Consider the following 20,680-nt stretch of genomic DNA (forward strand, 5'->3'; position numbering starts at 1 on the left):
TATAATCAGGACTTTACACATCATTATTTTATCAAATCAAAATATTCCGCTTCTTTTCGGCAAATAAAAAGCTGCATTCATTGAAGTGAATGCAGCCGTGTTTTTATGCTTCTTGTTTCTCATCTTCCCAAGTTTCAGTGTTTTTAAGACCCGGGATGTTTTTCGATTTAAATACAGGGTCAAGTCCTTGTTTACGCTGATTCGCGTAATCTTTATACACTTTGTAAGCTACGTTTGACAAGAGCGTTATCACAATTAAGTTAATCAACGCCATAATCCCCATAAAGAGGTCCGCCATATCCCAAACAATCTGGAACCCTGCTACACACCCAAAGACAACCATAGCAATAACCGCGATACGGTAAATGTTCAGCCATGTTTTGCTTGTTTTAATAAATTCAATGTTTGTCTCGCCATAATAGTAGTTTCCGACAACTGAACTAAAGGCGAACAAGAACATTGCGATAGCTATGAAACTAGGAGCCCAGCCTCCAATATGGTGGCTCAGAGCAGCCTGTGTAACCTGGATGCCGTCACCTTTTGGTGTTACACTGTACAGTAAAATGATAAACGCTGTAGACGTACATACGATAAATGTATCGAAAAACACGCCTAATGTCTGAATAAAGCCCTGCTTTGCCGGATGTGAAACATGAGCAGTAGCAGCAGCGTTTGGCGCGCTACCCATTCCTGCTTCGTTAGAGAAAAGTCCGCGCTGTGCACCAATGACGATGATCGCTCCCAGTCCTCCGCCGACAACTTGTTCAATTCCTAAAGCGTTTTTAACAATGATCGCAATAACGCTTGGGAATGCAGAAATATTTGTGAATACAACATAAAGAGCAATGAGAATATAAAGCCCAGCCATGACTGGAACAATCAATTGTGTCACAGCGACAACACGTTTTAAACCGCCGAAGATAATAAAGGCCGTTAAAACAGCAAGAACAATGGCCACAACTATTTTATTCACATGAAAAGCGCCTTCTAACGCTCCTGCAATTGTATTGGATTGAACAGCGTTAAAAATTAAACCGAATGATACGGTAATTAAGACAGCGAATACGATGCCGAGCCATCTGACACCAAGGCCTTTTTGAATATAGTAGGCCGGTCCGCCGCGGAAATCGTCTCCGTCCTTCACTTTATAAAGCTGGGCTAACGTGCTCTCAACAAAGCTTGAAGCCATACCTACAGCAGCTACAACCCACATCCAAAAGACAGCGCCCGGTCCGCCTGTCGCAATTGCTAAGGCAACACCCGTCAAATTCCCTGTACCGACTCGGGATGCGGCTGAAATAAAGAATGCCTGCATAGATGAAACGCCTTTATTTCCGTCAGGCTTCTCTCCCACTATTCTGAACATTTCAATAAAATAACGGAATTGGATAAAACCAAAACGAAGTGTAAAAAATAACCCAAGTCCTACTAAAATATAAAATAAATATTTCCAGATAAAAGCACTTGGAATATTGATTAAGCTGTTGAAAAAAGACTCCATATTGACCTCCCGTATTCATCAATTCATAGTAATTTCAAATTTGATGTTAGATTTTTTAACATGATAAGTCTTATTATATCACAATATGTCGAATTAGGAAGTTTTTTCGTGAAGATTATTGTCCTAGATTGATACTCCCTCCTTCGGTCCCCCTCTCTATTATTTTCCTATGAATAAAAAATTACTTCTTATAAGCTTCATTAAAAATCGTATTTCTTTTGAAAAGTAAGAATTTCTCTGATAAATAGAGGCATAAATCCTAAACAACAAACATATCATTTAAAATATGTTTTTATTCACGTCTCAGACCGGGTATACATACACTAATAAATGAAGTTGCTCTTTCAAAAATAAGCAAAAAGATATATACTTAACAAAGTAAACTTTATTTTTAAATTTAATAAATCAGGTTTACTTTCAGGATGGGTTAGGGTATTATTATAAAAATATTCAGTAATATTAAAGGGGGGGAGATCATTTGAAAAAAGTAACGATACTGAAAGCGTCCATCTTATTCTTGGCGATTGCCAGTTTTCATTTGTTCTCACTTCCCCACGCCTTTGATATCGGCCATCATTATAAAGCCGTAGCCGACCAGCAGGAATTGCATGAGATGAAAGCCGGCCAAAATGCTGATGATGAGAAGAAATCCATCACAGGAGCATTTGCGCTGACTGCTTTATGGGCAATGGCTGTTCGGCTTCTGACCGCTGAAAGCAAAGATACGGGATACTCCCGCAGGCGCCAGCGAAAAAAAAGCTTTATACTGGCCAAATTTTATCAATCGTCTTATTTTGGCAAACTTCATGTTCAACATCACCCGATTATATAACGAAAATATGAGGAGGCTGTTAAACATGTTGTTTATCTTAAGAATGGTGATTATAGGCTTATTTTCTTTCACAGCGCTGAATTTATTTGTATGGCAAGGAATCGAATTTGTTCATGCCTTTACAGATCTTTTCACCAGCCAAGAAAGCTAATTGAAAAACAAACGAAACCCGCTCACATAATGTGAGCGGGTTTTATATTATTGCTCTGTTTGAAGGCGCCAAACAGCTGTGACTTTGCCTGATTCCTCTTCATCAATAAAGAAAGAGCCATTGCTGTATCTGTCGTTTGTCCGCAAGTCTTTTGCCTGCAGTTCTTTTCTGTCGCCTTTTTCTGTTTCCGCCATAAGTCGTTGATCAAGACGACAAGCGAACACCGATACGACACGGTGAGGATTTTTCTTCAGTTCCCTTAGCATCACGACACCTCGTTTTGCACGGGACGTTTTTTCAAACTCGGCGAGACTCATGCGTTTTACCGCTCCCCGCTGTGTGAACAATACAATTGAATCAGATTCTTGAAGGATCTCTCCGGAGACCACAAAGTCATCTTCTTTTAAGTTAATCCCTTTGACACCTGCCGCACGCGCACCAACTACATTTACTTCGTCCTCTCCAAACCATAGGCCGTATCCAAGGTGAGTGGCCATAAAGATCTGGCTTTCCCCATTTGTCACATGTACATCGATCAGTTCATCTTCACCCTTCAAATTTAATGCCACGAGCGCTTTAGAATAACGCTGTGCTTTATAATGGGTGAGCTCTGTCTTTTTCACCATTCCGTTTTTCGTAAAGAACAATAGATACGCTGCTGGATCAAATTCTTTTATCGGTATGGCCTTTACAATCGTTTCATCACCATCAATGCTAATCACATTTGAAAAATGCTGGCCCATGTCCTTCCATCTGATATCAGGCAGCTGGTGAACCGGGCAATAGATATAGCTTCCTTTGTTCGTAAAGAGCAGCAGCACATCTGTCGTATTCATTTCAAACTGATGCAGTATCCTATCCGTATCTTTCATTCCGAAATCCTGACCGTTGGAAGCGGCATATGAGCGCTGGCTCGTCCGTTTTAAGTAACCATCCTTCGTAACGGTCACATATACATCTTCAGAGGCAACCATGACTTCAAGGTTAATCTTAATTTCCTCAATTTTTTCTTCAATCACAGAGCGTCTTGTGTCTGCATATTTCTTTTTCAGTGCTTTTAAGCTGTTTGTGATCACTTTTAACAGCTTTTTATCATTGCTCAGAATGGATTCGAGCTCTTCAATTTTTTCATCTAGCTCTTCAGCCTCTTCCTTCAGCGCTGTGATATCTGTATTGGTTAAACGGTATAGCTGCAATGACACGATCGCTTCAGCCTGAGGCTCTGTAAATTCATATTTCGCTATCAAATTGTTTTTAGCGTCACGTTTGTCGCTTGAAGAACGGATTGTTGCAATGACTTCATCCAAAATGGACAAAGCTTTCATGAGACCTTCTACGATGTGATGCCTGTCTTTTGCTTTTTGAAGCTCGTAAACGGAACGGTTTGTGACGACTTCTTTTTGGTGGCCGATATATGCATCTAAAATAGCCGGCAGACTCATCAGCATCGGACGGCGGTTATGAATGGCCACCATATTAAAGTTATATGTGATCTGCAAATCGGTATTTTTATATAAGAAATTCAAAATGCCTTTGGCATCCGCTTCTTTTTTCAGTTCAATAACCACTCTCAGCCCTGTACGGTCCGTTTCATCGCGAACCTCTGAGATGCCCTCAACCTTTTTATCAATGCGGAACTCGTCCATTTTTTTCACAAGGTTGGCTTTGTTTACTTCATAAGGAATTTCAGTAATGACGATTTGTTCACGTCCGCCTCTGATTCCTTCTATTTCAGCTTTTCCGCGGATAATGATTTTTCCTTTTCCGGTTTCGTAAGCTTTTCTTATGCCGTCAACACCTTGAATAACACCGCCTGTCGGAAAATCAGGCCCTTTTATGACTTCCATGAGTTCATCAACAGAACAAGATGGCATTTGGATGCGTTTAATAACAGCATCAATGACTTCTCCGAGATGATGAGGGGGAATGTCAGTCGCATATCCCGCTGATATCCCGGTAGATCCGTTGACCAATAGGTTAGGGAACATCGCCGGGAGTACGACAGGCTCCTTGCTTGTATCATCGAAGTTCGGCACAAATTCAACCGTATTTTTGTCAATATCCCGCAGAAGCTCAGATGCGATCGGAGATAATCGCGCCTCTGTATAACGCATGGCTGCCGGAGGATCTCCGTCGATGCTTCCGTTGTTCCCATGCATTTCTATTAACACATTTCGCACTTTCCAATCCTGGCTCATCCGCACCATTGCTTCATAAACCGAGCTGTCACCGTGCGGATGATAGTTACCGATAACGTTACCGACCGTTTTGGCCGCTTTTCTGAAGTTTTTATCAAACGTATTTCCATCTGTATGCATCGCATACAGAATTCTGCGCTGTACCGGCTTTAAGCCGTCTCTTGCATCAGGAAGCGCCCTGTCTTGAATAATATATTTACTATAGCGCCCAAAACGGTCCCCGATCACCTCTTCTAATGGTAAATCATGAAATAATTCTGGCTGTGACAATCATTAAACCTCCTCAGCGACCGATAAGTTTTCATTTTCTAAAATATTGCTTTCTTCATCTAAGCCGAAAGCGACGTTTTTCTCAATCCACTTTCTGCGCGGCTCCACTTTGTCTCCCATTAACGTCGTGACACGTCTCTCTACGCGTGCCGCATCGTCGATTTTGACCCTTACAAGCGTACGGGACTCCGGATTCATCGTCGTCTCCCACAGCTGGTCTGCGTTCATCTCTCCAAGTCCCTTATATCGCTGAATGGTATAGCCTTTGCCGACTTTTTTCAGGACATCATCCATCTCTTCATCAGACCATGCATATTCAATGATTTCCTTTTTCCCGCTTCCTTTGCTGACCTTATATAAAGGAGGCAGTGCAATGAACACCTTGCCATGCTCAATGAGCGGTTTCATATAGCGATAGAAAAAAGTGAGAAGCAGCACTTGAATATGAGCGCCGTCAGTATCGGCATCGGTCATAATGATGATTTTGTCGTAGTTGATATCATCGACTGAGAAATCCGCTCCGACTCCGCCGCCGATCGCATGAATGATCGTATTGATCTCTTCATTTTTAAAGATATCAGCAAGTTTCGCTTTTTCCGTATTAATGACTTTACCGCGTAAAGGCAGAACCGCTTGGAATCTGCGGTCTCTTCCCTGCTTGGCTGATCCGCCTGCAGAATCGCCCTCAACGAGATACAATTCATTTTTTGCCGGGTTTCTTGAACCGGCGGGCGTCAGCTTTCCGCTTAATGTCGCTTCAGATTTTTTGCGTTTTTTGCCGCTTCTTGCTTCTTCACGGGCTTTGCGTGCCGCTTCGCGTGCCTGACTCGCTTTGATTGCTTTTTTGACAAGGAGCGTTGCGGTATCCCGGTTTTCCTCTAAAAAATAAGCAAGCTGCTCTGAAACAATCGCATCAACTGCTGATCTCGCTTCGCTTGTACCGAGCTTTCCTTTTGTTTGTCCTTCAAACTGAAGAAGCTCTTCGGGAATGCGAACAGAGATAATGGCTGAAAGCCCTTCCCTTATATCAGTGCCTTCAAGGTTCTTATCCTTTTCTTTCAGCAAAGCCACTTTTCTCGCATATTCATTAAAAGCGCGTGTCATCGCTGTTTTTGCACCTGACTCATGAGTACCGCCGTCTTTTGTTCTGACGTTATTAACAAATGACAGAATGTTTTCAGAATAGCCGTCATTAAACTGGAACGCAAAGTCCACTTCTATTGAATGATGCTCGCCCTCAAACGAGACCACTTCAGACAAGACGTCTTTTTCCTCATTTAAGTAAGCGACAAACGCTTCTATGCCGTTCTCGTAATAAAAGACCTCCTGCTGGTCATTCCGCTCATCAATCAGCTCAATTTTTAATCCTTTTAACAAAAACGCAGATTCTCTTAATCGTTCAGAAAGCGTTTCAAAATTATAAGTTGTTGCACTGAACATCGTTGGATCTGGCTTAAAGTGCGTAAGCGTTCCTGTCTTTTTTGTTTTGCCGATCTTCTCGAGGGATGTAACCGGTTTTCCTCCATTTTCAAACCGCTGCTGATAAATGAAACCGTCCCGCTCAATGGTAACCGTCAGCCATTCAGATAAAGCATTTACGACTGATGCACCAACCCCGTGCAGCCCTCCGCTTGTCTTATAACCGCCTTGGCCGAACTTTCCTCCGGCATGAAGCACCGTTAAAATCACTTCAGGGGTTGGTTTGCCGAGCTTATGCATTCCGGTCGGCATGCCGCGGCCTCTATCCTGTACAGAAATACTGTTGTCTTTATGTATTTTGACGATAATGTGATCTCCATGGCCGGCAAGCACCTCGTCGACAGAGTTATCTACAATTTCATAAACCAAGTGGTGTAAGCCCCGCGCGTCAGTAGAACCAATATACATACCCGGCCTTTTCCTGACGGCCTCAAGGCCTTCGAGCACCTGAATGGCATCTTCGTTGTAATCAAATTGCTGTTTTCTAGCCAAACGTACAAACCCCTTTCAAAAACTAACATTGTCTTTCTCTTTTTTCAGTAATGCGCATCAATTGTAAAAAGTATTTTTTATAAACCTCGCCTTAAGCCGGTACTGCCTTGGACTCCCCATTATAACCAATATGTTTGTGATCGCAACATAAAGCTAACGAATCAGTTCACAAAACATCGGGCAAAGTGCTGTTTTTACGAAACGAGAACGTATGTTTGTTTATTATATATAAAGCAGCAGACCTTCGCAAATCGAACGGCCGAAACCCAGCTGGACAAGGTGTTCAAAAAAAGCTGTTCAAGCTTTATTGTATCTGTTTCACCGTAATACGCAAACAATATCTTAAAATTAAAAAGCAAAAATCCTTGAATTCACAAGGATTTTTGCGGTTCTGCATCTATTTTGTTACTGCGTGCGCCACTTTTATACACAGATCCATGATAACCGTTCTGTCTTTTTCCTTTAGCATCTTGTAAGCTTCTTCGTTGACCAGCCCTTGCTGTGCCCAAAATACCGGAGCATCTGTCTCCAAAAACTCTTCCGCAACGCCTGGCAGCTGTTCAGAGCGCCGGAATACATTGACAATGTCAACTGGGCCGTCAATCTCTTTTAAAGATGAAACGGCTTTGACACCCAGAGCTTCATCAATTGTAGGATTGACGGGAATGATATCATAGCCCGCATCCTGCATCGCTTTTGAAACCATATGTGACGTTCTATCCGGCCGGTCCGAAAGCCCCACTACCGCTATTCGCTTGCTTCTATCAAGAATCTCTTTCAATTCCGCTTTGGAAGGGTTTTGCATTCTGTACCACTCCTTTTTCATCTATTTTACACGATCAAAATGAAAGAAATCAAAATATGGTGCACATTTGTGTGGATGTGTAAGCAAACTTTACAAAAAACTTGTCATCAGATCATGACATCTCATGTTAAAATAGAAAGAAGGGACTTTGAAAAAGGAGAAATGTAGATGTTTATTGCTTTATTGATTATTTTGGCCTACCTGATAGGCAGCATTCCATCTGGCTTAATTGTGGGCAAGCTTGCCAAGGGAATTGATATTCGGGAACACGGAAGCGGCAACCTAGGCGCAACCAACGCGTTCCGTACGCTGGGCGTAAAAGCTGGTTCCGTCGTCATAGCCGGAGATATTTTGAAAGGGACGCTGGCAACTGCATTGCCTTATCTCATGCATGTTGATATTCATCCGCTTCTTATTGGAGTCTTTGCAGTTTTAGGCCATGTGTTTCCTATATTCGCCAAATTTAAAGGCGGTAAAGCCGTGGCAACGTCTGGAGGCGTTTTGCTATTTTACGCACCTCTGTTATTTATCACGATGATCGCGGTATTTTTCATCTTTTTATACTTGACTAAATTTGTTTCCCTGTCATCAATGTTAACAGGGATCTATACTGTTATATATAGTCTCTTTGTCCATGATAGGTATTTATTGATTGTTGTTGCCCTGCTCACTATTTTTGTGATATACAGACACCGGGCAAACATTAAACGAATTATCAATAAAACAGAACCTAAAGTGAAATGGTTATAAACGTAAAAACCTTCTCTTTTGACACAGAATAGCCTAATACGTTTATAATAGAGAAAATTCAAATGAAGTACAAAGGGGTGTTCTGTTATGAATATGACAATTAACGAAGACGCACTGAACTGGTATAAAGAAGAGCTGGATTTAGAAAGCGGAGATCAGGTTCGCTTTTTCGTCCGCTACGGCGGCTGCAGCAACGTTCAAAAGGGATTTTCCCTCGGTGTTGCGAAAGATGCCCCGCAAGAGGCTGGAGCCACTGCAGAAGCCGGCGGCATTACCTTCTTTATTGAAGAAAGTGATCTATGGTACTTCGATAACCATGACCTTCTAGTCAGCTATTCAGAGGATGCTGATGAACCTGTTTTTGAATATCAATAAAAAAGGAACGCACGTTATGTGCGTTCCTTTTTTTACAAATGAAATCTTTTAAGATGATCGGTCAGGTTCTCTTGTTCCAAAATATATTTTTGTGTCTTACCCAGGAGATCAAAGTGAGGAAATTCACTTTTCTTATGTATCCATTCTTTTTTTAAACCGTACGCCGCTCCCCATTGAATCAGTTTATCAATATCTGCACAGCCGGCTTTTGTCACGGTCTTTGCTTCTGGAAACCGGTCATCCAGCCAGTAATGGGTTAAAAATGCAATGTCTCCTCTTTTCACTGCTTGTTTCCACCGGTTGAGTTCTTCCCGTTTCACTCCAAACGCCATATCTCGTTCACTTCCCTATTTTTTGGCCTTTTCATACGCTGCGTGCCAATCAGGGAAAGCTTTGCGGAACTGAATAGGCTTAAAGCTTTCTTTATCAACACAAATATGAGATGAGGTGGCTTCGATGGAAAGCTCGCCGGCCGGATTATAAATATGATAACCATAGACGGTTTTAAAGCCGTTGTAGTCCTCTATCCATGTATGCACAACCGCGGTTTCTCCATAATGAAGCGGCTTTTTATAGGATATATTGATATCAACGACTGGTGAGAGGACGCCTCTCTTTTCCATATCACTGTATAAAAAGCCTAAATCCTTTATGAGGGCCGTTCTGCCGACCTCCATCCACACAAGATAATTTGCGTGATAGACAATCCCCATTTGATCTGTCTCTGCATAACGCACTTCTATTTCTTTTTTTGATACCTGCAAAATTATTCTGCTCCCTTAACGTCAATTTAGCCCCATTTTACCATAATCAAATCAGAAAGAAAAAAACCAGGTTTCCCTGGTTTTTAAGAGCGGTATCCGTTTTGTCTCGCTTCGGATTCGTCTTGAATTTCATTGCGAAACGCTTCGATACTCTGTTCGCGTCTAGCATTTTTTTCTTTGATGTGCTGCTTATCTTCTCCTGAAGCAAACTCCATTGATGCTTCTGCTTCTTCCATGTTTTCAATTGTATTTTGAACCATATCCTGCAGCTTTTCTACGTTATCAGAACGATCATCAGGATTAGGGTGCTGGTATTGTTTATGGTTATTTGTCATTTGGATGGACCTCCTAGAAATATACTCAATTTTGCGCTACTCACCTTTTGTCTGCATGATGATCGGCTGCTGTCCGGACTTATCCTGCATTTTTTCCCCTTTATTGGCTCTATATTTTACAGGCTTCGTACCCAAGTGGCTTGGAGCAAATTGAGGCTGACCGTTTTTCTTGTTGTTTCCCATGTCTATCCCTCCTCAATAGATAGGATTCTCAAAAGGAGGGGTAAACATGAATACAAATTAAAGGTTATTTTTGCTTAAATCGCTGTTCAAGCTTTTCCTCAAGCTGATTTAAATACTCTGTATTGGTCATCAGCTCTTTTTTATTTTCCATGACGAGCTCATGAAAAGAACGTTTTCTCATCTTCTTCACTCTTCTCACCTCCGCATATTCATTTATTTTTTCCAATTCTGAAAATTTGTAAGCATTCAGAACATAAAAAAACTGAATCTAATCAAGATCCAGTTTTTGTTCCATTTCTTTTTTTGTCATGGTGCCGATATGTATATCTTGAATAACGCCTTTTTCATCTAAGATATACGTCGTTGGATATGACATCACGTTATAGTCAGCATTGATCCCTTTTTTATCAATCAGGATAGGAAACGTTAATTCATACGTATCAGCAAACGCCTGAACCTGTTTCACACTTTTCTCAGCTGAAGTGAAATTAACAGCAACAACTGCAAGTTCGTCTGCGTATTCTTTTTGCAGCTGTTCCATCGCTGGCATTTCCTGCCGGCACGGTTTACACCAAGTTGCCCAAAAATTGAGGAGGACTTTTTTGCCTTTTGTGTCTTGTAAGGAACTTTTCTCTCCCGATAGCGTTTTCAAAGTGAATTCTGGAGCTTGCTGTCCCTCTTCTATTCCCACTTCTTTTTTGGTGTATGTTTGATACAAATTCCATCCCATATAGCTGGCAAGCATAATAAGCAGGATCCTTGCGAGCCATTTTTTCATCATATGCCACCTCCGCAGCACACTTTGTCATAAAAAGAAGAGAAAGCGAAATGCCTTCTCTTCCTATTGATTCATCAGGACTGCTTCATTTTATCGCGAAGCACCATTTGCAGGATGCCGCCATGGCGATAGTAATCAATTTCAACTTCACTATCGAAGCGGACAAGTGCTTCAAATGTTTTTACATTTCCGTCTTCATCAATTGCTCTTACTGTAACGATATCACGAGGGCGTACGCTTTCATCAACATCTACCTCGATCACTTCTTTACCGGTTAAGCCGAGTGTTTCCGCATTTTCACCTTGTTTAAATTGAAGCGGCAGAACACCCATAAATACAAGGTTGCTTCTGTGAATTCTCTCAAAGCTCTCAGCAATGACCGTTCTGATGCCGAGAAGGTTTGTTCCTTTTGCAGCCCAGTCACGTGAAGATCCCATACCGTAGTCTTTTCCAGCTAATACAACAAGGCCGGTTTTATCTTCTTTATATTTCATGCACGCATCATAGATTGATGTTACTTCACCAGTCGGCCAGTACGTTGTAAATCCGCCTTCTGTACCCGGCGCGATTTGGTTTTTGATGCGGATGTTGGCAAATGTTCCTCTCATCATGACTTCATGGTTTCCGCGGCGGGAGCCGTAGGAGTTAAAGTCACGAGGAGAAACCCCTTTCTCTTGCAAGTACTTACCGGCAGGCGTGTCTTTTCCGATTGCTCCTGCAGGAGAAATATGGTCCGTTGTGACTGAATCGCCGAATTTACCGACAACACGCAAACCTTTGAGTGGTTCAACCTTGCCTGGTTCAACAGACATTTCTTCGAAGAATGGCGGATTCTGAATGTAGGTTGACTCATTATCCCATTTATATAACGCTTCATCTGTCGTTTCAATCTCGTTCCAGCGCTTGTTGTCGTCAAATACCGTTTCATACTCTTTGCGGAAGAGCTCAGGCGTAACAGTTTGCTTAACAAGTGAATTAATTTCATCCATTGACGGCCAAATATCGTTAAAGTAAACGTTTTGACCATCTTTGCCTACACCGATCGGATCGGTTTTCAGGTTAATGTTCACCGTTCCAGCCAGCGCGTATGCCACAACAAGCGGCGGTGAAGCAAGATAGTTGCCTTTAACAAGCGGGTGAATACGTCCTTCAAAGTTACGGTTTCCGGAAAGGACAGATGTAATCAGCAGATCATTTTTCGCAACCGCTTCTTCGATTTCTGGTGAAAGCGGCCCTGAGTTTCCGATACATGTTGTACATCCGTACCCAACGAGGTTAAAACCAAGCTCTTTCATGTATGGAAGAAGGCCTGAATTCACAAGATATCCTGTAACGACTTTAGAACCCGGTGCAAGTGACGTTTTCACGTAATTAGGCACCTCAAGTCCTAATTCAACCGCTTTTTTCGCTACGAGTCCGGCACCGATCAGAACGTACGGGTTCGATGTATTCGTACAGCTTGTAATCGCAGCAATGGCTATCGCACCCGTTTTCATCACTGTTTCTTCGCCATTAAGGAGTTTAAAATTAATTTCTTTATCTTCTTCTTCAGCATTTAAACCGAATCCTTGGTTACCCGCAGGGCTGACTAAATGTTTTTTGAACGTTTCCTGCATAGCAGAAAGCGGGATTAAATCCTGAGGGCGTTTTGGACCTGATAAGTTTGCTTCAATTTGGGTCAAGTCAATTTCAACCACATCAGTAAATTGAGGGTCTTCAACATCAGGAGTGTAGAACAAGCCATTGCTTCTGCAGTATGCTTCGACAACATCAATATGTTCAGGATCACGGCCTGTCAGACGCATGTAGTTGAGCGCTTCTTCATCTACTGGGAAGAATCCGCATGTAGCGCCGTACTCCGGAGCCATGTTCGCAATTGTTGCACGGTCCGCAAGCGGCAATTCAGCAATTCCCGGTCCGAAGAATTCAACAAACTTGCCCACAACGCCTTTTTCACGCAGCACCTGAGTCACTTTTAACGCCAAGTCAGTAGCGGTTGTTCCGTTCGGAAGCTTGCCGACAAGTTTCGCGCCGATTACCTCAGGAACAGGGAAATAAGAAGGCTGTCCAAGCATTCCTGCTTCAGCTTCAATTCCGCCGACACCCCATCCGAGAACACCGATTCCGTTAATCATTGTTGTATGTGAATCTGTTCCGACAAGCGTATCAGGATACGTGACAAGCTCGCCGTCTTCTTCAATGGCATGGACGACACTTGCCAGGAACTCAAGGTTTACTTGGTGCACGATACCTGTTGCAGGCGGCACTGCCTGATAGTTATTAAACGCTTTCTTTGCCCAGCTCAAAAATTTATAGCGCTCGGCATTTCTTTCGAATTCCAAGTCCATATTAATAGCTAACGCATCTTCTGTGCCTGCTTTATCAACCTGAACAGAGTGGTCGATAACGAGATCAACAGGAATTTCAGGATTAATTTTATCAGGATCTCCGCCGACAGCTGCCATAGCTTTACGCAGTGAAGCAAGGTCTACTACTGCCGGAACCCCTGTGAAGTCTTGTAAAATAACACGAGATGGTTTGAACGGAACATCGATTTCCTTTAATTCGGCAGTTCCCCATTTTGCCAAATTTTCCACATGCTCTTGTTTGATCACGAATCCGTCAACTTGACGCAATACTGATTCTAAAAGAACTTTGATGGAATAAGGAAGCTTCGAAACCTTCCCGACCCCTGCATCTTCCAATGCTTTTAAAGAGTAGTAATGATAAGTTTTCCCATTTGTAGTAAACGTTTTTCTCGCTTGGAAAACGTCTTTTGCTGCAGTTTTTTGCTCGTTTGCCATTCTCCAAAATCCCCCTTCAGATCAGATCATTCTCAGATGAACATAAATCCCATCACAATTTTCTCACAATTTCATATTAAAGCAAAATCATACATAAGTAAATATCAATGTTTTTATTAAATACAATAAGTTCGGCTTATCAGACAAACGTACCGGTAATTATTGCTGTTTATGATCTCTCATAGAACGAAACAAAAGAAGCCATATTATGATGGAGGTGATAATGATGGTCAAACGAAAAGCGAATCACGTCATTAACGGCATGAATGACGCAAAAAGCCAAGGCAAAGGCGCAGGCTATATCGAAAACGACCAGCTTGTACTGACTGAAGCGGAACGCCAAAATAATAAAAAAAGAAAAACCAATCAATAACATCGAACTCTTTTAAGGAGGTTCTCATTTTATGACCAATAAAAATACTAGTAAAGATATGCATAAAAACGCCCCTAAAGGACACAATCCGGGCCAGCCGGAGCCTCTCAGCGGAAGCAAAAAAGTGAAAAACCGGAACCACACAAGACAAAAGCACAATTCAAGCCACGATATGTAAGAAAAGCAGACCTCAGTGTCTGTTTTTTTATGCGTTCACCCATTTCTGATTCGCCGCATATGATGTCAAGCAAGGTTGATATGTGGAGGAATGCTTCCATGACCCATTCTAAACGGAATGACGCTAATGATTTCGATGGTATGGATGAATGGCTTCGGCAATTATTTGAAGATCCCTTCGCCTGGTACGACGAAACATTGCCTATTGATTTATATGAAACAAGTCAGCAGTATATTATTGAAGCGGATCTGACTTTTTTACAGCCGACACAAGTAACGGTTACCCTGTCTGGATGCGAGTTCATCTTAACGGTCAAATCGTCAGGACAGACTTTTGAAAAACAAATGATGCTTCCTTTTTATTTAAATGACAAAATCATTCAAACCGAATGCGAAAACCAACTACTCACAGTTGCCGTCAATAAAGAAACAGAAAATGATTCTTCTTTTTCTATTCAATTTCCTCTTAGCTAAAATGAAAAGTCACTTTCATCCCCTATTATGAAAGTGACTTTTTTCCGTCCATTTATCGTCAAATGCCCTCTAGTGATTCTCCCATGGCCAAATAGAAGATTCACTATACAATAGATTATGATCTACTATCTCTTTTGACTAGACGTCTATCACTTTTTTTCTATTCTTTTTTTACTGTGTTCTTCTAATCTCTCTTCGTATACAATATGGTTAGAATAAGGGGGAATGATTGATGCTGGAAGGCTGGTTTTTGTGGTTTATTCTGTTTTGGGTGATCACGATGATTGTCTTATTATCAATCGGCGGTTTTTTTATGTTTCGAAAGTTTTTAAAGCGTTTACCAAAAGAAGACGGCAGGTCAGAGCTGGATTGGCAGGATTACTATATCGAAAAGAGCAGGCATTTGTGGAGCAATGAAAACAAACAATTCCTTAATGAATTGGTATCTCCGGTTCCGGAGCTGTTCAGAGATGCAGCAAAAGCCAAAATCGCAGGTAAAATCGGTGAGCTAGCATTAAAAGAAAAGGTATCAAAGATTGATCAGAAGCTTATGATCAGAGGCTATATTCTCGCAACTCCTAAAAGAGACCATACCTTCTTAAAAAGACATCTCAGAGACAAAAAAATCGATCTCGAACCATATCAAACCCTTCTTAAATAAAAAACCTTTCCTGACAGGAGGAAAGGTTTTTTAATTCATTTGAATATTAGCAGACTGCAGCTCATTATGAAGTTTTCGGTATGACAAGTACATGGCGATTCTCCACGGCATAATCATACCGAACGCCAGAATCCAAAACATTCCGCTCAGTGCGCCGTAATCAATTGATGTACTCAAGATCGATTTCATCACGATTCTGATCACCAAAAGGCCGACTAATATAAATACAAATGCTTTAGAGCGTTTCATGTAAATTTCATTATTTTTAATTTCGAATTTAGACGTTTTGATTAGAAAAATAGAGAAAATCACGCCTAAAGTGAATGCTTCTAAAAACTCTGCACCAGTTACCCAAAATACCGGAAATAAAAACATTAACGCTCCCGTACTCATAAAAATCGGCGGAAGAATGATTTTTTTCGGTGAAACGGGCTTATCAGAAGATTTTATTCTGACCACCATCACAGCTACAGCCATTAACACAGCAATAATCGATGAAACTATAATCATCATATTTATCATTCCTTTGTTTCTAGGAGTGTTGATACTATATACTATACTCCAAAACAATAAAAAAACCAATGACTTTAATGTCCCATCACGCGGCTGACAGCTTCTAGCACTTTTGTTTCCTCGAACGGTTTGACAATAAAGTCCTTTGCCCCCAGTTCAATCGCTTCTGTTACAATTCTTTGGTGCCGCATTGCGGTACACATGATGACCTTCGCTTTAGGATCGAAGGTTAAGATATCACGAAGCGCCTTTATGCCGTTTTTCACTGGCATTGTAATATCCATTGTTACGATGTCCGGCCGCAGTGTTTTATACAGGTCCGCTGCTTGCTCGCCGTCCGCCGCTTCGCCTGCGATTATGTAATTTGCCTCTTCCAAGATCTCTCTGAGTTTCACTCTCATGAACTTGGCGTCGTCTACAACTAAAACTCTTGTCATATTCCCCTCCAAAATCGATTTCCACAGATAATAGTCTTATTGTACCAAAAACAAAAGGATTAGTAGTAGTACGAAAGTAATTTGCCGTTAAAAACCAGTAAATCCTCCAAAAAGATCCGACAGTAAAATAATAATCAGGCTCATCCAATTAAAGAATAACAGCACACCAATCACAATCATCAAGATGCCGCCTGCTTTCATGATCAAAAGCTGGTTCTTTCTTATCCACTTTAGCTTTGTGATAAAAAAAGACAATAAAAGAAACGGAACAGCAAAACCGAGTACATATAACATCATGTACGGCACCGCTGAGCCTGGATTTGTGCTTGCGAGTGAGATCACAGCTGCTAATATCGGACCGGTACATGGCGTCCACCCCGCCGCAAATGCCATTCCGATTAAGATGGAACCTAAAAACCCGCTTGGTTTATGCTTAAAATGGATTCTCCGCTCTTTCATCATAGCCTCAGGCCGGAACACGCCAAGTGTAATAAAACCGAACAAAATAATAAGCAACGCGCCAATTTGCCGAATCGCATCGTGATAATCCCTAAAGAGGCTGCCAATAAAAGATGTTCCATAACCTAAAGCGATAAAAATGACTGAAAAGCCAAGCAAAAAACACAAAGTATGAAACAAACTTCTTTTCTGCAGCAGCAGCTTTTCTGTTTTCACATCATCCATGCTGACCCCTGTAATATATGACAAGAAAGCTGGGTAAAGCGGCAGGCAGCAAGGCGAAATAAAGGATAGAAATCCCGCTCCGAAAGTCAAAAAATAATTCACGTCTCCCATGTCATCATCCCTTCACGATTTGACATTCCTTCAAATGACAAAATCATTTCATTTTTTTAACACTTTCACTTGAAGGATTTCTATTTTCAGAAAAAACTTATATAATTTAATTTGACATTGAGTTATTGTACTCCTTCTCATTTGAAAATTAGTATAAATATGGATATAATATAAACAAACATTTACTTTGAAGATCTAATGTATGAAAGGATACATCCCTGTGATTAGAGAGCATCTATTAAATGAAATCGAAAAAAAAAGAGCAGAGCTGCTGCAAATTGTCATGGCGAACGGAATGACATCTCATAGTACGATAGAGCTCAGTCAGGAGCTTGACCATCTTCTCATACAATATCAAAAGCAGCGCCTTCGAGCAGTAGCGGGTGACGAATGATTGCAAAATAAAAAACCCGTATAAGGGTTTTTTATTTTATAACCATGTTTCTCTATATCATAATCTTTACGTATTATTTCGTTTGATTATTCATGGCTTTCATCATTTGATTGATTTTCTTTTGAGAAGGTTTCATTCCCATTTGCATCATCATCATGCGTAACATTTGTTCATTAATAGGCGGATTCTTTTTAAGATAGCTCATCATATATTTACGAGCAATAAAAAACCCGAGTGCAACACCTATGAGCAATGCAACAACGCCCACTAGGATGCCAACCCATAAAGTCATTTTATTTCCTCCTTCATGTTGTCTAGTTTAAAGTGTACTAAACCAAAAGCTATTATACAACATTTACATCTCTTTTTCTTCGGTTTTAGACAAAATTTCTTTCTTTCACCGGATTTAGCCAGCCGTAACGCTTCGAATTGAAATCCATAGCCAGAAAGCAAGGGCTTACTTTTCTCAACACTTCAAAGAATATCGTTTCTGCCTCGTAATTCCCCGAAGCCACAATTTCTATCATGTTCTCTTTCATCATAAACGTCGCGTGGCCTTTTGCTTTCGGTAAAGCTAATCTATAAATATAATCCACCTGCCTGTAATCCGTGTTGTGTAAATTCATTTTTAATCGCTGATGCATATGTAAAATCGGGATTGGCTGTGTAATATATTGAATCTGTTTCTCTGTCATTTCATACCGCTGCTTTGTCAGGCTTGTCCAATGATAGTCTTGAAACAGCTCAAACATAACCGATTCCCGCCCGAAATAGTGATTGGCAAATTCCTCTTTTATCAGGTACGTATAGTAGTGACGTTCCATCTTTTCATCCCCTTTTTCAGCAGCATTTCATTTGCACTCTATTATACAAAAGAAGAAAAGAAAGAATTGTCTATTACTGTTAAACAGCCAATACTATTTTTGTCGGATAAACAAGAAAAAGAGGATGATTTGACTCATCCTCTTTGAAAGACTTACTTATTGAGTAATGCTTTGACTCGGTTCACTACGTTTGGAACTGAGAAGCCGTATTCATTGATGACGGTTTCACCAGGAGCGGATGCACCGAATCGGTCTATGCCGAGCACGTCTCCTTCAAGCCCTGTGTATTTGCCCCATCCAAATGATGAGCCCATTTCAATCGCAAGACGTTTTTTCACATCTGCAGGAAGGACGGCGTTCTTGTATTCATTTGATTGTTTGTCAAAACGGTCCATTGAAGGCATGCTGACAACAGACACATCGATATTATCTTTTGCCAATTCAGCCTGCGCTTCAATCGCAAGACCCACCTCGGAGCCTGAAGCGATGAGAAGAGCGTCAGGTGTTTCGTTTTTAGATTTAGAAACGACATATGCACCTTTTTCTACTCCTGCCAATGCTTCTTCAGCTGTTTGGTCGATCGTAGGAAGGTTTTGGCGTGTCAATACAAGCGCTGTTGGCTGTTCATTGCTTTGTACTGCAAGTTTCCATGCTGCCGCTGTCTCATTGCCGTCTGCAGGACGGATCAAGGAAAGATTAGGCATCGCACGGAGTGAAGCAAGCTGTTCAACTGGCTCGTGCGTCGGACCGTCTTCACCTACTGCAATACTGTCATGTGTGAAGACATATGTGACAGGAAGACCCATTAATGCTGCAAGGCGTATTGCCGGACGCAGGTAGTCAGAGAAGACAAAGAAAGTCCCCCCGAATACACGAAGTCCGCCATGAAGCGCCATACCATTTAAGGCTGCGCCCATCGCAAATTCACGAACACCGAACCAGAAGTTTTTGCCTGAGTAATCAGCCGCTGTAAAATCACCGGCATTTTTAATTGTCGTTTTGTTTGATCCCGCCAGGTCAGCAGATCCTCCCACAAAGAAAGGAATTTTTTCCGCAAGGCCGTTGAGAACTTCACCGGAAGATGCACGGGATGCCAGGCTGCTTCCTTTTTCATAAACAGGAACCTCTTGATCCCAGTCCTTTGGAAGCTCTCCTTTGATTCCCAGCTCAAGCTGTTCAGCGAGTTCAGGATAAACTTCTTTATATTTAGCGAATTGGGCATTCCATTCCTTTTCCTTTTTCTCGCCTGATTCTTTAACCGCTTTAGCGAAATGCTCATAAACTTCTGAAGGAACGTAAAAATCTTCTTCATATGTCCACGCGTAAGCTTCTTTTGTTAATTTGCTTTCCTCTTTACCAAGCGGCGCACCGTGAACACCCGATGTACCGGCACGGTTAGGAGAACCAAATCCAATTGTTGTTTTCACTTCAATTAATGTAGGTTTCTTTTCATTTTGGCGTGCTTTTTCGATAGCCGCTGTTAATTCTTCGATGTTGTTTCCATCTTCAACATAAAGAACTTCCCAATTCATTGCTTCAAAACGCTGTTTTGCGTTTTCAGAGAACGAACGGTCGAGATCTCCATCGAGAGAGATGTCATTAGAATCGTATAATACGATCAGACGGCCAAGCTGAAGATGGCCTGCTAGTGAAGCGGCTTCAGAAGAGATGCCTTCCATTAAATCACCATCACCGCAAATACTGTATGTATAATGATCGACCACGTTAAATGAGTCGCGGTTGTAAGTTTCCGCTAAATGGCGTTCAGCGATAGCCATTCCGACAGCCATGGCAATTCCTTGGCCAAGCGGTCCTGTTGTCGCATCAACACCGGCAGTATGTCCGAATTCCGGATGTCCAGGTGTTTTGCTGCCCCACTGGCGGAATCCCTTAAGATCTTCGATGCTAAGATCAAACCCGCTTAAATGAAGCATGCTGTATAAAAGTGCTGATCCGTGTCCAGCAGATAAAACAAAACGGTCACGGTTAAACCAGCCAGGGTTTGCCGGACTTACGTTCATAAATTTTGTCCACAGCGTGTATGCCATTGGAGCTGCCCCCATTGGCATCCCTGGGTGACCAGAATTTGCTTTTTCAATAGCGTCTATGGACAGTGTGCGAATGGTAGCAACTGATTTCTTTTCAATTGTATCCATAAAAATCCCCTTCCTTATGTGTTGTACCCTTACATCATAAATGTCTGACGACTTTTTCTCAACTGTTTCAGCTTAAATTTGAGAGAAACTTGTTGAAATTTGTCCCATGAAAGTGTTGCTATAGTATATGCAAAAGAGGAATACGTTATTGCCGTATTC

The 20,680-nt window shown here is 41.5% G+C and carries 26 protein-coding genes; 9 read left to right on the top strand and 17 right to left on the bottom strand.

Annotation, left to right across the window (positions count from 1 at the left end; translation table 11 throughout):
- Positions 1-103: 103 nt before the first annotated feature.
- A complete protein-coding gene (locus JMN17_RS04915) occupies positions 104-1,501 on the bottom strand; it encodes an alanine/glycine:cation symporter family protein (protein WP_148961703.1) in 1,398 nt (465 codons plus the stop codon).
- Between the two features lie 478 nt (positions 1,502-1,979).
- Here JMN17_RS04915 and JMN17_RS04920 point away from each other — a divergent pair, with 478 nt between their 5' ends.
- Positions 1,980-2,333, top strand: coding sequence for a hypothetical protein (locus tag JMN17_RS04920; protein ID WP_087991412.1), 354 nt, complete (start codon positions 1,980-1,982; stop codon positions 2,331-2,333).
- 25 nt (positions 2,334-2,358) lie between these two features.
- Positions 2,359-2,484, top strand: coding sequence for a hypothetical protein (locus JMN17_RS21880; RefSeq protein WP_277986964.1), 126 nt, complete (start codon positions 2,359-2,361; stop codon positions 2,482-2,484).
- 47 nt (positions 2,485-2,531) lie between these two features.
- On the opposite strand, the gene parC is transcribed toward JMN17_RS21880, so the two are convergent.
- The 3 genes from parC to JMN17_RS04935 all read right to left on the bottom strand — a co-directional run bounded on the left by parC (position 2,532) and on the right by JMN17_RS04935 (position 7,728).
- The gene (gene parC / locus JMN17_RS04925; RefSeq protein WP_087991413.1) at positions 2,532-4,952 is read right to left on the bottom strand and encodes a DNA topoisomerase IV subunit A; all 2,421 of its coding nucleotides are present in this window, start codon (positions 4,950-4,952) and stop codon (positions 2,532-2,534) included.
- Positions 4,953-4,955: 3 nt separating this feature from the next.
- On the bottom strand, positions 4,956-6,923 hold the full coding sequence (parE, locus tag JMN17_RS04930; RefSeq protein ID WP_087991414.1) for a DNA topoisomerase IV subunit B: 1,968 nt from the start codon (positions 6,921-6,923) through the stop codon (positions 4,956-4,958).
- Between the two features lie 397 nt (positions 6,924-7,320).
- On the bottom strand, positions 7,321-7,728 hold the full coding sequence (locus JMN17_RS04935) for a CoA-binding protein (RefSeq protein WP_087991415.1): 408 nt from the start codon (positions 7,726-7,728) through the stop codon (positions 7,321-7,323).
- 168 nt (positions 7,729-7,896) lie between these two features.
- Between JMN17_RS04935 and plsY the strand changes: the two genes are divergently transcribed.
- Together plsY and JMN17_RS04945 are read left to right on the top strand one after the other, a co-directional pair.
- Positions 7,897-8,478: a glycerol-3-phosphate 1-O-acyltransferase PlsY gene (gene plsY, locus JMN17_RS04940; RefSeq protein WP_087991416.1), complete on the top strand. Its 582-nt coding sequence runs from the start codon at positions 7,897-7,899 to the stop codon at positions 8,476-8,478.
- 87 nt (positions 8,479-8,565) lie between these two features.
- Positions 8,566-8,853, top strand: coding sequence for a HesB/YadR/YfhF family protein (locus tag JMN17_RS04945; RefSeq protein WP_087991417.1), 288 nt, complete (start codon positions 8,566-8,568; stop codon positions 8,851-8,853).
- Between the two features lie 32 nt (positions 8,854-8,885).
- On the opposite strand, the gene JMN17_RS04950 is transcribed toward JMN17_RS04945, so the two are convergent.
- The 7 genes from JMN17_RS04950 to acnA all read right to left on the bottom strand — a co-directional run bounded on the left by JMN17_RS04950 (position 8,886) and on the right by acnA (position 13,717).
- Positions 8,886-9,185 carry a hypothetical protein gene (locus JMN17_RS04950; protein ID WP_087991418.1) on the bottom strand — a complete coding sequence of 100 codons (300 nt, stop codon included), beginning with the start codon at positions 9,183-9,185 and terminating at the stop codon, positions 8,886-8,888.
- A 15-nt stretch (positions 9,186-9,200) separates the two neighbouring features.
- Positions 9,201-9,617, bottom strand: coding sequence for a YbgC/FadM family acyl-CoA thioesterase (locus tag JMN17_RS04955; RefSeq protein ID WP_087991419.1), 417 nt, complete (start codon positions 9,615-9,617; stop codon positions 9,201-9,203).
- Between the two features lie 83 nt (positions 9,618-9,700).
- Positions 9,701-9,952, bottom strand: coding sequence for a small acid-soluble spore protein Tlp (tlp, locus tag JMN17_RS04960; RefSeq protein ID WP_087991420.1), 252 nt, complete (start codon positions 9,950-9,952; stop codon positions 9,701-9,703).
- 36 nt (positions 9,953-9,988) lie between these two features.
- Positions 9,989-10,135, bottom strand: a complete 147-nt coding sequence (locus JMN17_RS04965; protein ID WP_010328560.1) for an acid-soluble spore protein N — start codon at positions 10,133-10,135, stop codon at positions 9,989-9,991.
- 64 nt (positions 10,136-10,199) lie between these two features.
- Complete coding sequence (locus JMN17_RS04970) at positions 10,200-10,325, bottom strand: FbpB family small basic protein (RefSeq protein WP_003244964.1); 126 nt, start codon at positions 10,323-10,325, stop codon at positions 10,200-10,202.
- 78 nt (positions 10,326-10,403) lie between these two features.
- The gene (locus tag JMN17_RS04975) at positions 10,404-10,916 is read right to left on the bottom strand and encodes a redoxin domain-containing protein (RefSeq protein WP_087991421.1); all 513 of its coding nucleotides are present in this window, start codon (positions 10,914-10,916) and stop codon (positions 10,404-10,406) included.
- A gap of 71 nt (positions 10,917-10,987) precedes the next feature.
- Positions 10,988-13,717, bottom strand: coding sequence for an aconitate hydratase AcnA (gene acnA, locus JMN17_RS04980; RefSeq protein WP_202327631.1), 2,730 nt, complete (start codon positions 13,715-13,717; stop codon positions 10,988-10,990).
- Positions 13,718-13,943: 226 nt separating this feature from the next.
- On the opposite strand from acnA, the gene sspO reads away from it, so the two are divergent.
- The 4 genes from sspO (at position 13,944) to JMN17_RS05000 (ending at position 15,402) form a co-directional block, all read left to right on the top strand.
- Positions 13,944-14,090: an acid-soluble spore protein SspO gene (gene sspO / locus JMN17_RS04985; RefSeq protein ID WP_003244839.1), complete on the top strand. Its 147-nt coding sequence runs from the start codon at positions 13,944-13,946 to the stop codon at positions 14,088-14,090.
- 31 nt (positions 14,091-14,121) lie between these two features.
- A complete protein-coding gene (locus tag JMN17_RS04990; protein ID WP_003221237.1) occupies positions 14,122-14,268 on the top strand; it encodes a small acid-soluble spore protein P in 147 nt (48 codons plus the stop codon).
- Positions 14,269-14,348: 80 nt separating this feature from the next.
- Positions 14,349-14,741 (top strand): outer spore coat protein CotM, encoded by a 393-nt coding sequence (gene cotM, locus JMN17_RS04995; RefSeq protein WP_202327730.1) that lies wholly within the window; start codon positions 14,349-14,351, stop codon positions 14,739-14,741.
- A 232-nt stretch (positions 14,742-14,973) separates the two neighbouring features.
- A complete protein-coding gene (locus JMN17_RS05000; RefSeq protein ID WP_202327632.1) occupies positions 14,974-15,402 on the top strand; it encodes a DUF2621 domain-containing protein in 429 nt (142 codons plus the stop codon).
- Between the two features lie 30 nt (positions 15,403-15,432).
- On the opposite strand, the gene JMN17_RS05005 is transcribed toward JMN17_RS05000, so the two are convergent.
- The 3 genes from JMN17_RS05005 to ccdA all read right to left on the bottom strand — a co-directional run bounded on the left by JMN17_RS05005 (position 15,433) and on the right by ccdA (position 17,147).
- Positions 15,433-15,924, bottom strand: a complete 492-nt coding sequence (locus JMN17_RS05005; RefSeq protein WP_087991424.1) for a CcdC family protein — start codon at positions 15,922-15,924, stop codon at positions 15,433-15,435.
- 65 nt (positions 15,925-15,989) lie between these two features.
- Entirely contained in the window at positions 15,990-16,352 is a 363-nt protein-coding gene (locus JMN17_RS05010; RefSeq protein WP_087991425.1) for a response regulator, read from the bottom strand.
- Between the two features lie 87 nt (positions 16,353-16,439).
- On the bottom strand, positions 16,440-17,147 hold the full coding sequence (gene ccdA, locus JMN17_RS05015; protein WP_202327633.1) for a cytochrome c-type biogenesis protein CcdA: 708 nt from the start codon (positions 17,145-17,147) through the stop codon (positions 16,440-16,442).
- A 220-nt stretch (positions 17,148-17,367) separates the two neighbouring features.
- Here ccdA and ynzD point away from each other — a divergent pair, with 220 nt between their 5' ends.
- A complete protein-coding gene (gene ynzD / locus JMN17_RS05020; RefSeq protein WP_087991451.1) occupies positions 17,368-17,541 on the top strand; it encodes an aspartyl-phosphate phosphatase YnzD in 174 nt (57 codons plus the stop codon).
- Between the two features lie 73 nt (positions 17,542-17,614).
- On the opposite strand, the gene JMN17_RS05025 is transcribed toward ynzD, so the two are convergent.
- From JMN17_RS05025 to tkt, 3 genes are all read right to left on the bottom strand, one after another.
- Positions 17,615-17,833 (bottom strand): YneF family protein, encoded by a 219-nt coding sequence (locus tag JMN17_RS05025; RefSeq protein ID WP_003221221.1) that lies wholly within the window; start codon positions 17,831-17,833, stop codon positions 17,615-17,617.
- Between the two features lie 85 nt (positions 17,834-17,918).
- Positions 17,919-18,365, bottom strand: coding sequence for a sporulation inhibitor of replication protein SirA (gene sirA, locus JMN17_RS05030; protein ID WP_087991427.1), 447 nt, complete (start codon positions 18,363-18,365; stop codon positions 17,919-17,921).
- 152 nt (positions 18,366-18,517) lie between these two features.
- The gene (gene tkt / locus JMN17_RS05035; protein ID WP_202327634.1) at positions 18,518-20,521 is read right to left on the bottom strand and encodes a transketolase; all 2,004 of its coding nucleotides are present in this window, start codon (positions 20,519-20,521) and stop codon (positions 18,518-18,520) included.
- Positions 20,522-20,680 lie beyond the last annotated feature (159 nt).

It is taken from the genome of Bacillus sp. RHFS10 (assembly GCF_016757475.1).
Lineage (GTDB): Bacteria > Bacillota > Bacilli > Bacillales > Bacillaceae > Bacillus > Bacillus subtilis_G.

Coding starts and splice junctions, on each gene's coding strand:
- JMN17_RS04990 (WP_003221237.1), top strand. CDS start 14,122: ATGACCAATAAAAATACTAGTAAAGATATGCATAAAAACGCCCCTAAA.
- JMN17_RS04915 (WP_148961703.1), bottom strand. CDS start 1,501: ATGGAGTCTTTTTTCAACAGCTTAATCAATATTCCAAGTGCTTTTATC.
- ccdA (WP_202327633.1), bottom strand. CDS start 17,147: ATGGGAGACGTGAATTATTTTTTGACTTTCGGAGCGGGATTTCTATCC.
- JMN17_RS04965 (WP_010328560.1), bottom strand. CDS start 10,135: ATGGGAAACAACAAGAAAAACGGTCAGCCTCAATTTGCTCCAAGCCAC.
- acnA (WP_202327631.1), bottom strand. CDS start 13,717: ATGGCAAACGAGCAAAAAACTGCAGCAAAAGACGTTTTCCAAGCGAGA.
- JMN17_RS05000 (WP_202327632.1), top strand. CDS start 14,974: ATGCTGGAAGGCTGGTTTTTGTGGTTTATTCTGTTTTGGGTGATCACG.
- JMN17_RS21880 (WP_277986964.1), top strand. CDS start 2,359: ATGTTGTTTATCTTAAGAATGGTGATTATAGGCTTATTTTCTTTCACA.
- cotM (WP_202327730.1), top strand. CDS start 14,349: ATGTGGAGGAATGCTTCCATGACCCATTCTAAACGGAATGACGCTAAT.
- JMN17_RS04935 (WP_087991415.1), bottom strand. CDS start 7,728: ATGCAAAACCCTTCCAAAGCGGAATTGAAAGAGATTCTTGATAGAAGC.
- JMN17_RS05005 (WP_087991424.1), bottom strand. CDS start 15,924: ATGATAAATATGATGATTATAGTTTCATCGATTATTGCTGTGTTAATG.
- JMN17_RS04945 (WP_087991417.1), top strand. CDS start 8,566: ATGAATATGACAATTAACGAAGACGCACTGAACTGGTATAAAGAAGAG.
- JMN17_RS04950 (WP_087991418.1), bottom strand. CDS start 9,185: ATGGCGTTTGGAGTGAAACGGGAAGAACTCAACCGGTGGAAACAAGCA.
- JMN17_RS04975 (WP_087991421.1), bottom strand. CDS start 10,916: ATGATGAAAAAATGGCTCGCAAGGATCCTGCTTATTATGCTTGCCAGC.
- tlp (WP_087991420.1), bottom strand. CDS start 9,952: ATGACAAATAACCATAAACAATACCAGCACCCTAATCCTGATGATCGT.
- tkt (WP_202327634.1), bottom strand. CDS start 20,521: ATGGATACAATTGAAAAGAAATCAGTTGCTACCATTCGCACACTGTCC.
- JMN17_RS05025 (WP_003221221.1), bottom strand. CDS start 17,833: ATGACTTTATGGGTTGGCATCCTAGTGGGCGTTGTTGCATTGCTCATA.
- sspO (WP_003244839.1), top strand. CDS start 13,944: ATGGTCAAACGAAAAGCGAATCACGTCATTAACGGCATGAATGACGCA.
- sirA (WP_087991427.1), bottom strand. CDS start 18,365: ATGGAACGTCACTACTATACGTACCTGATAAAAGAGGAATTTGCCAAT.
- plsY (WP_087991416.1), top strand. CDS start 7,897: ATGTTTATTGCTTTATTGATTATTTTGGCCTACCTGATAGGCAGCATT.
- JMN17_RS05010 (WP_087991425.1), bottom strand. CDS start 16,352: ATGACAAGAGTTTTAGTTGTAGACGACGCCAAGTTCATGAGAGTGAAA.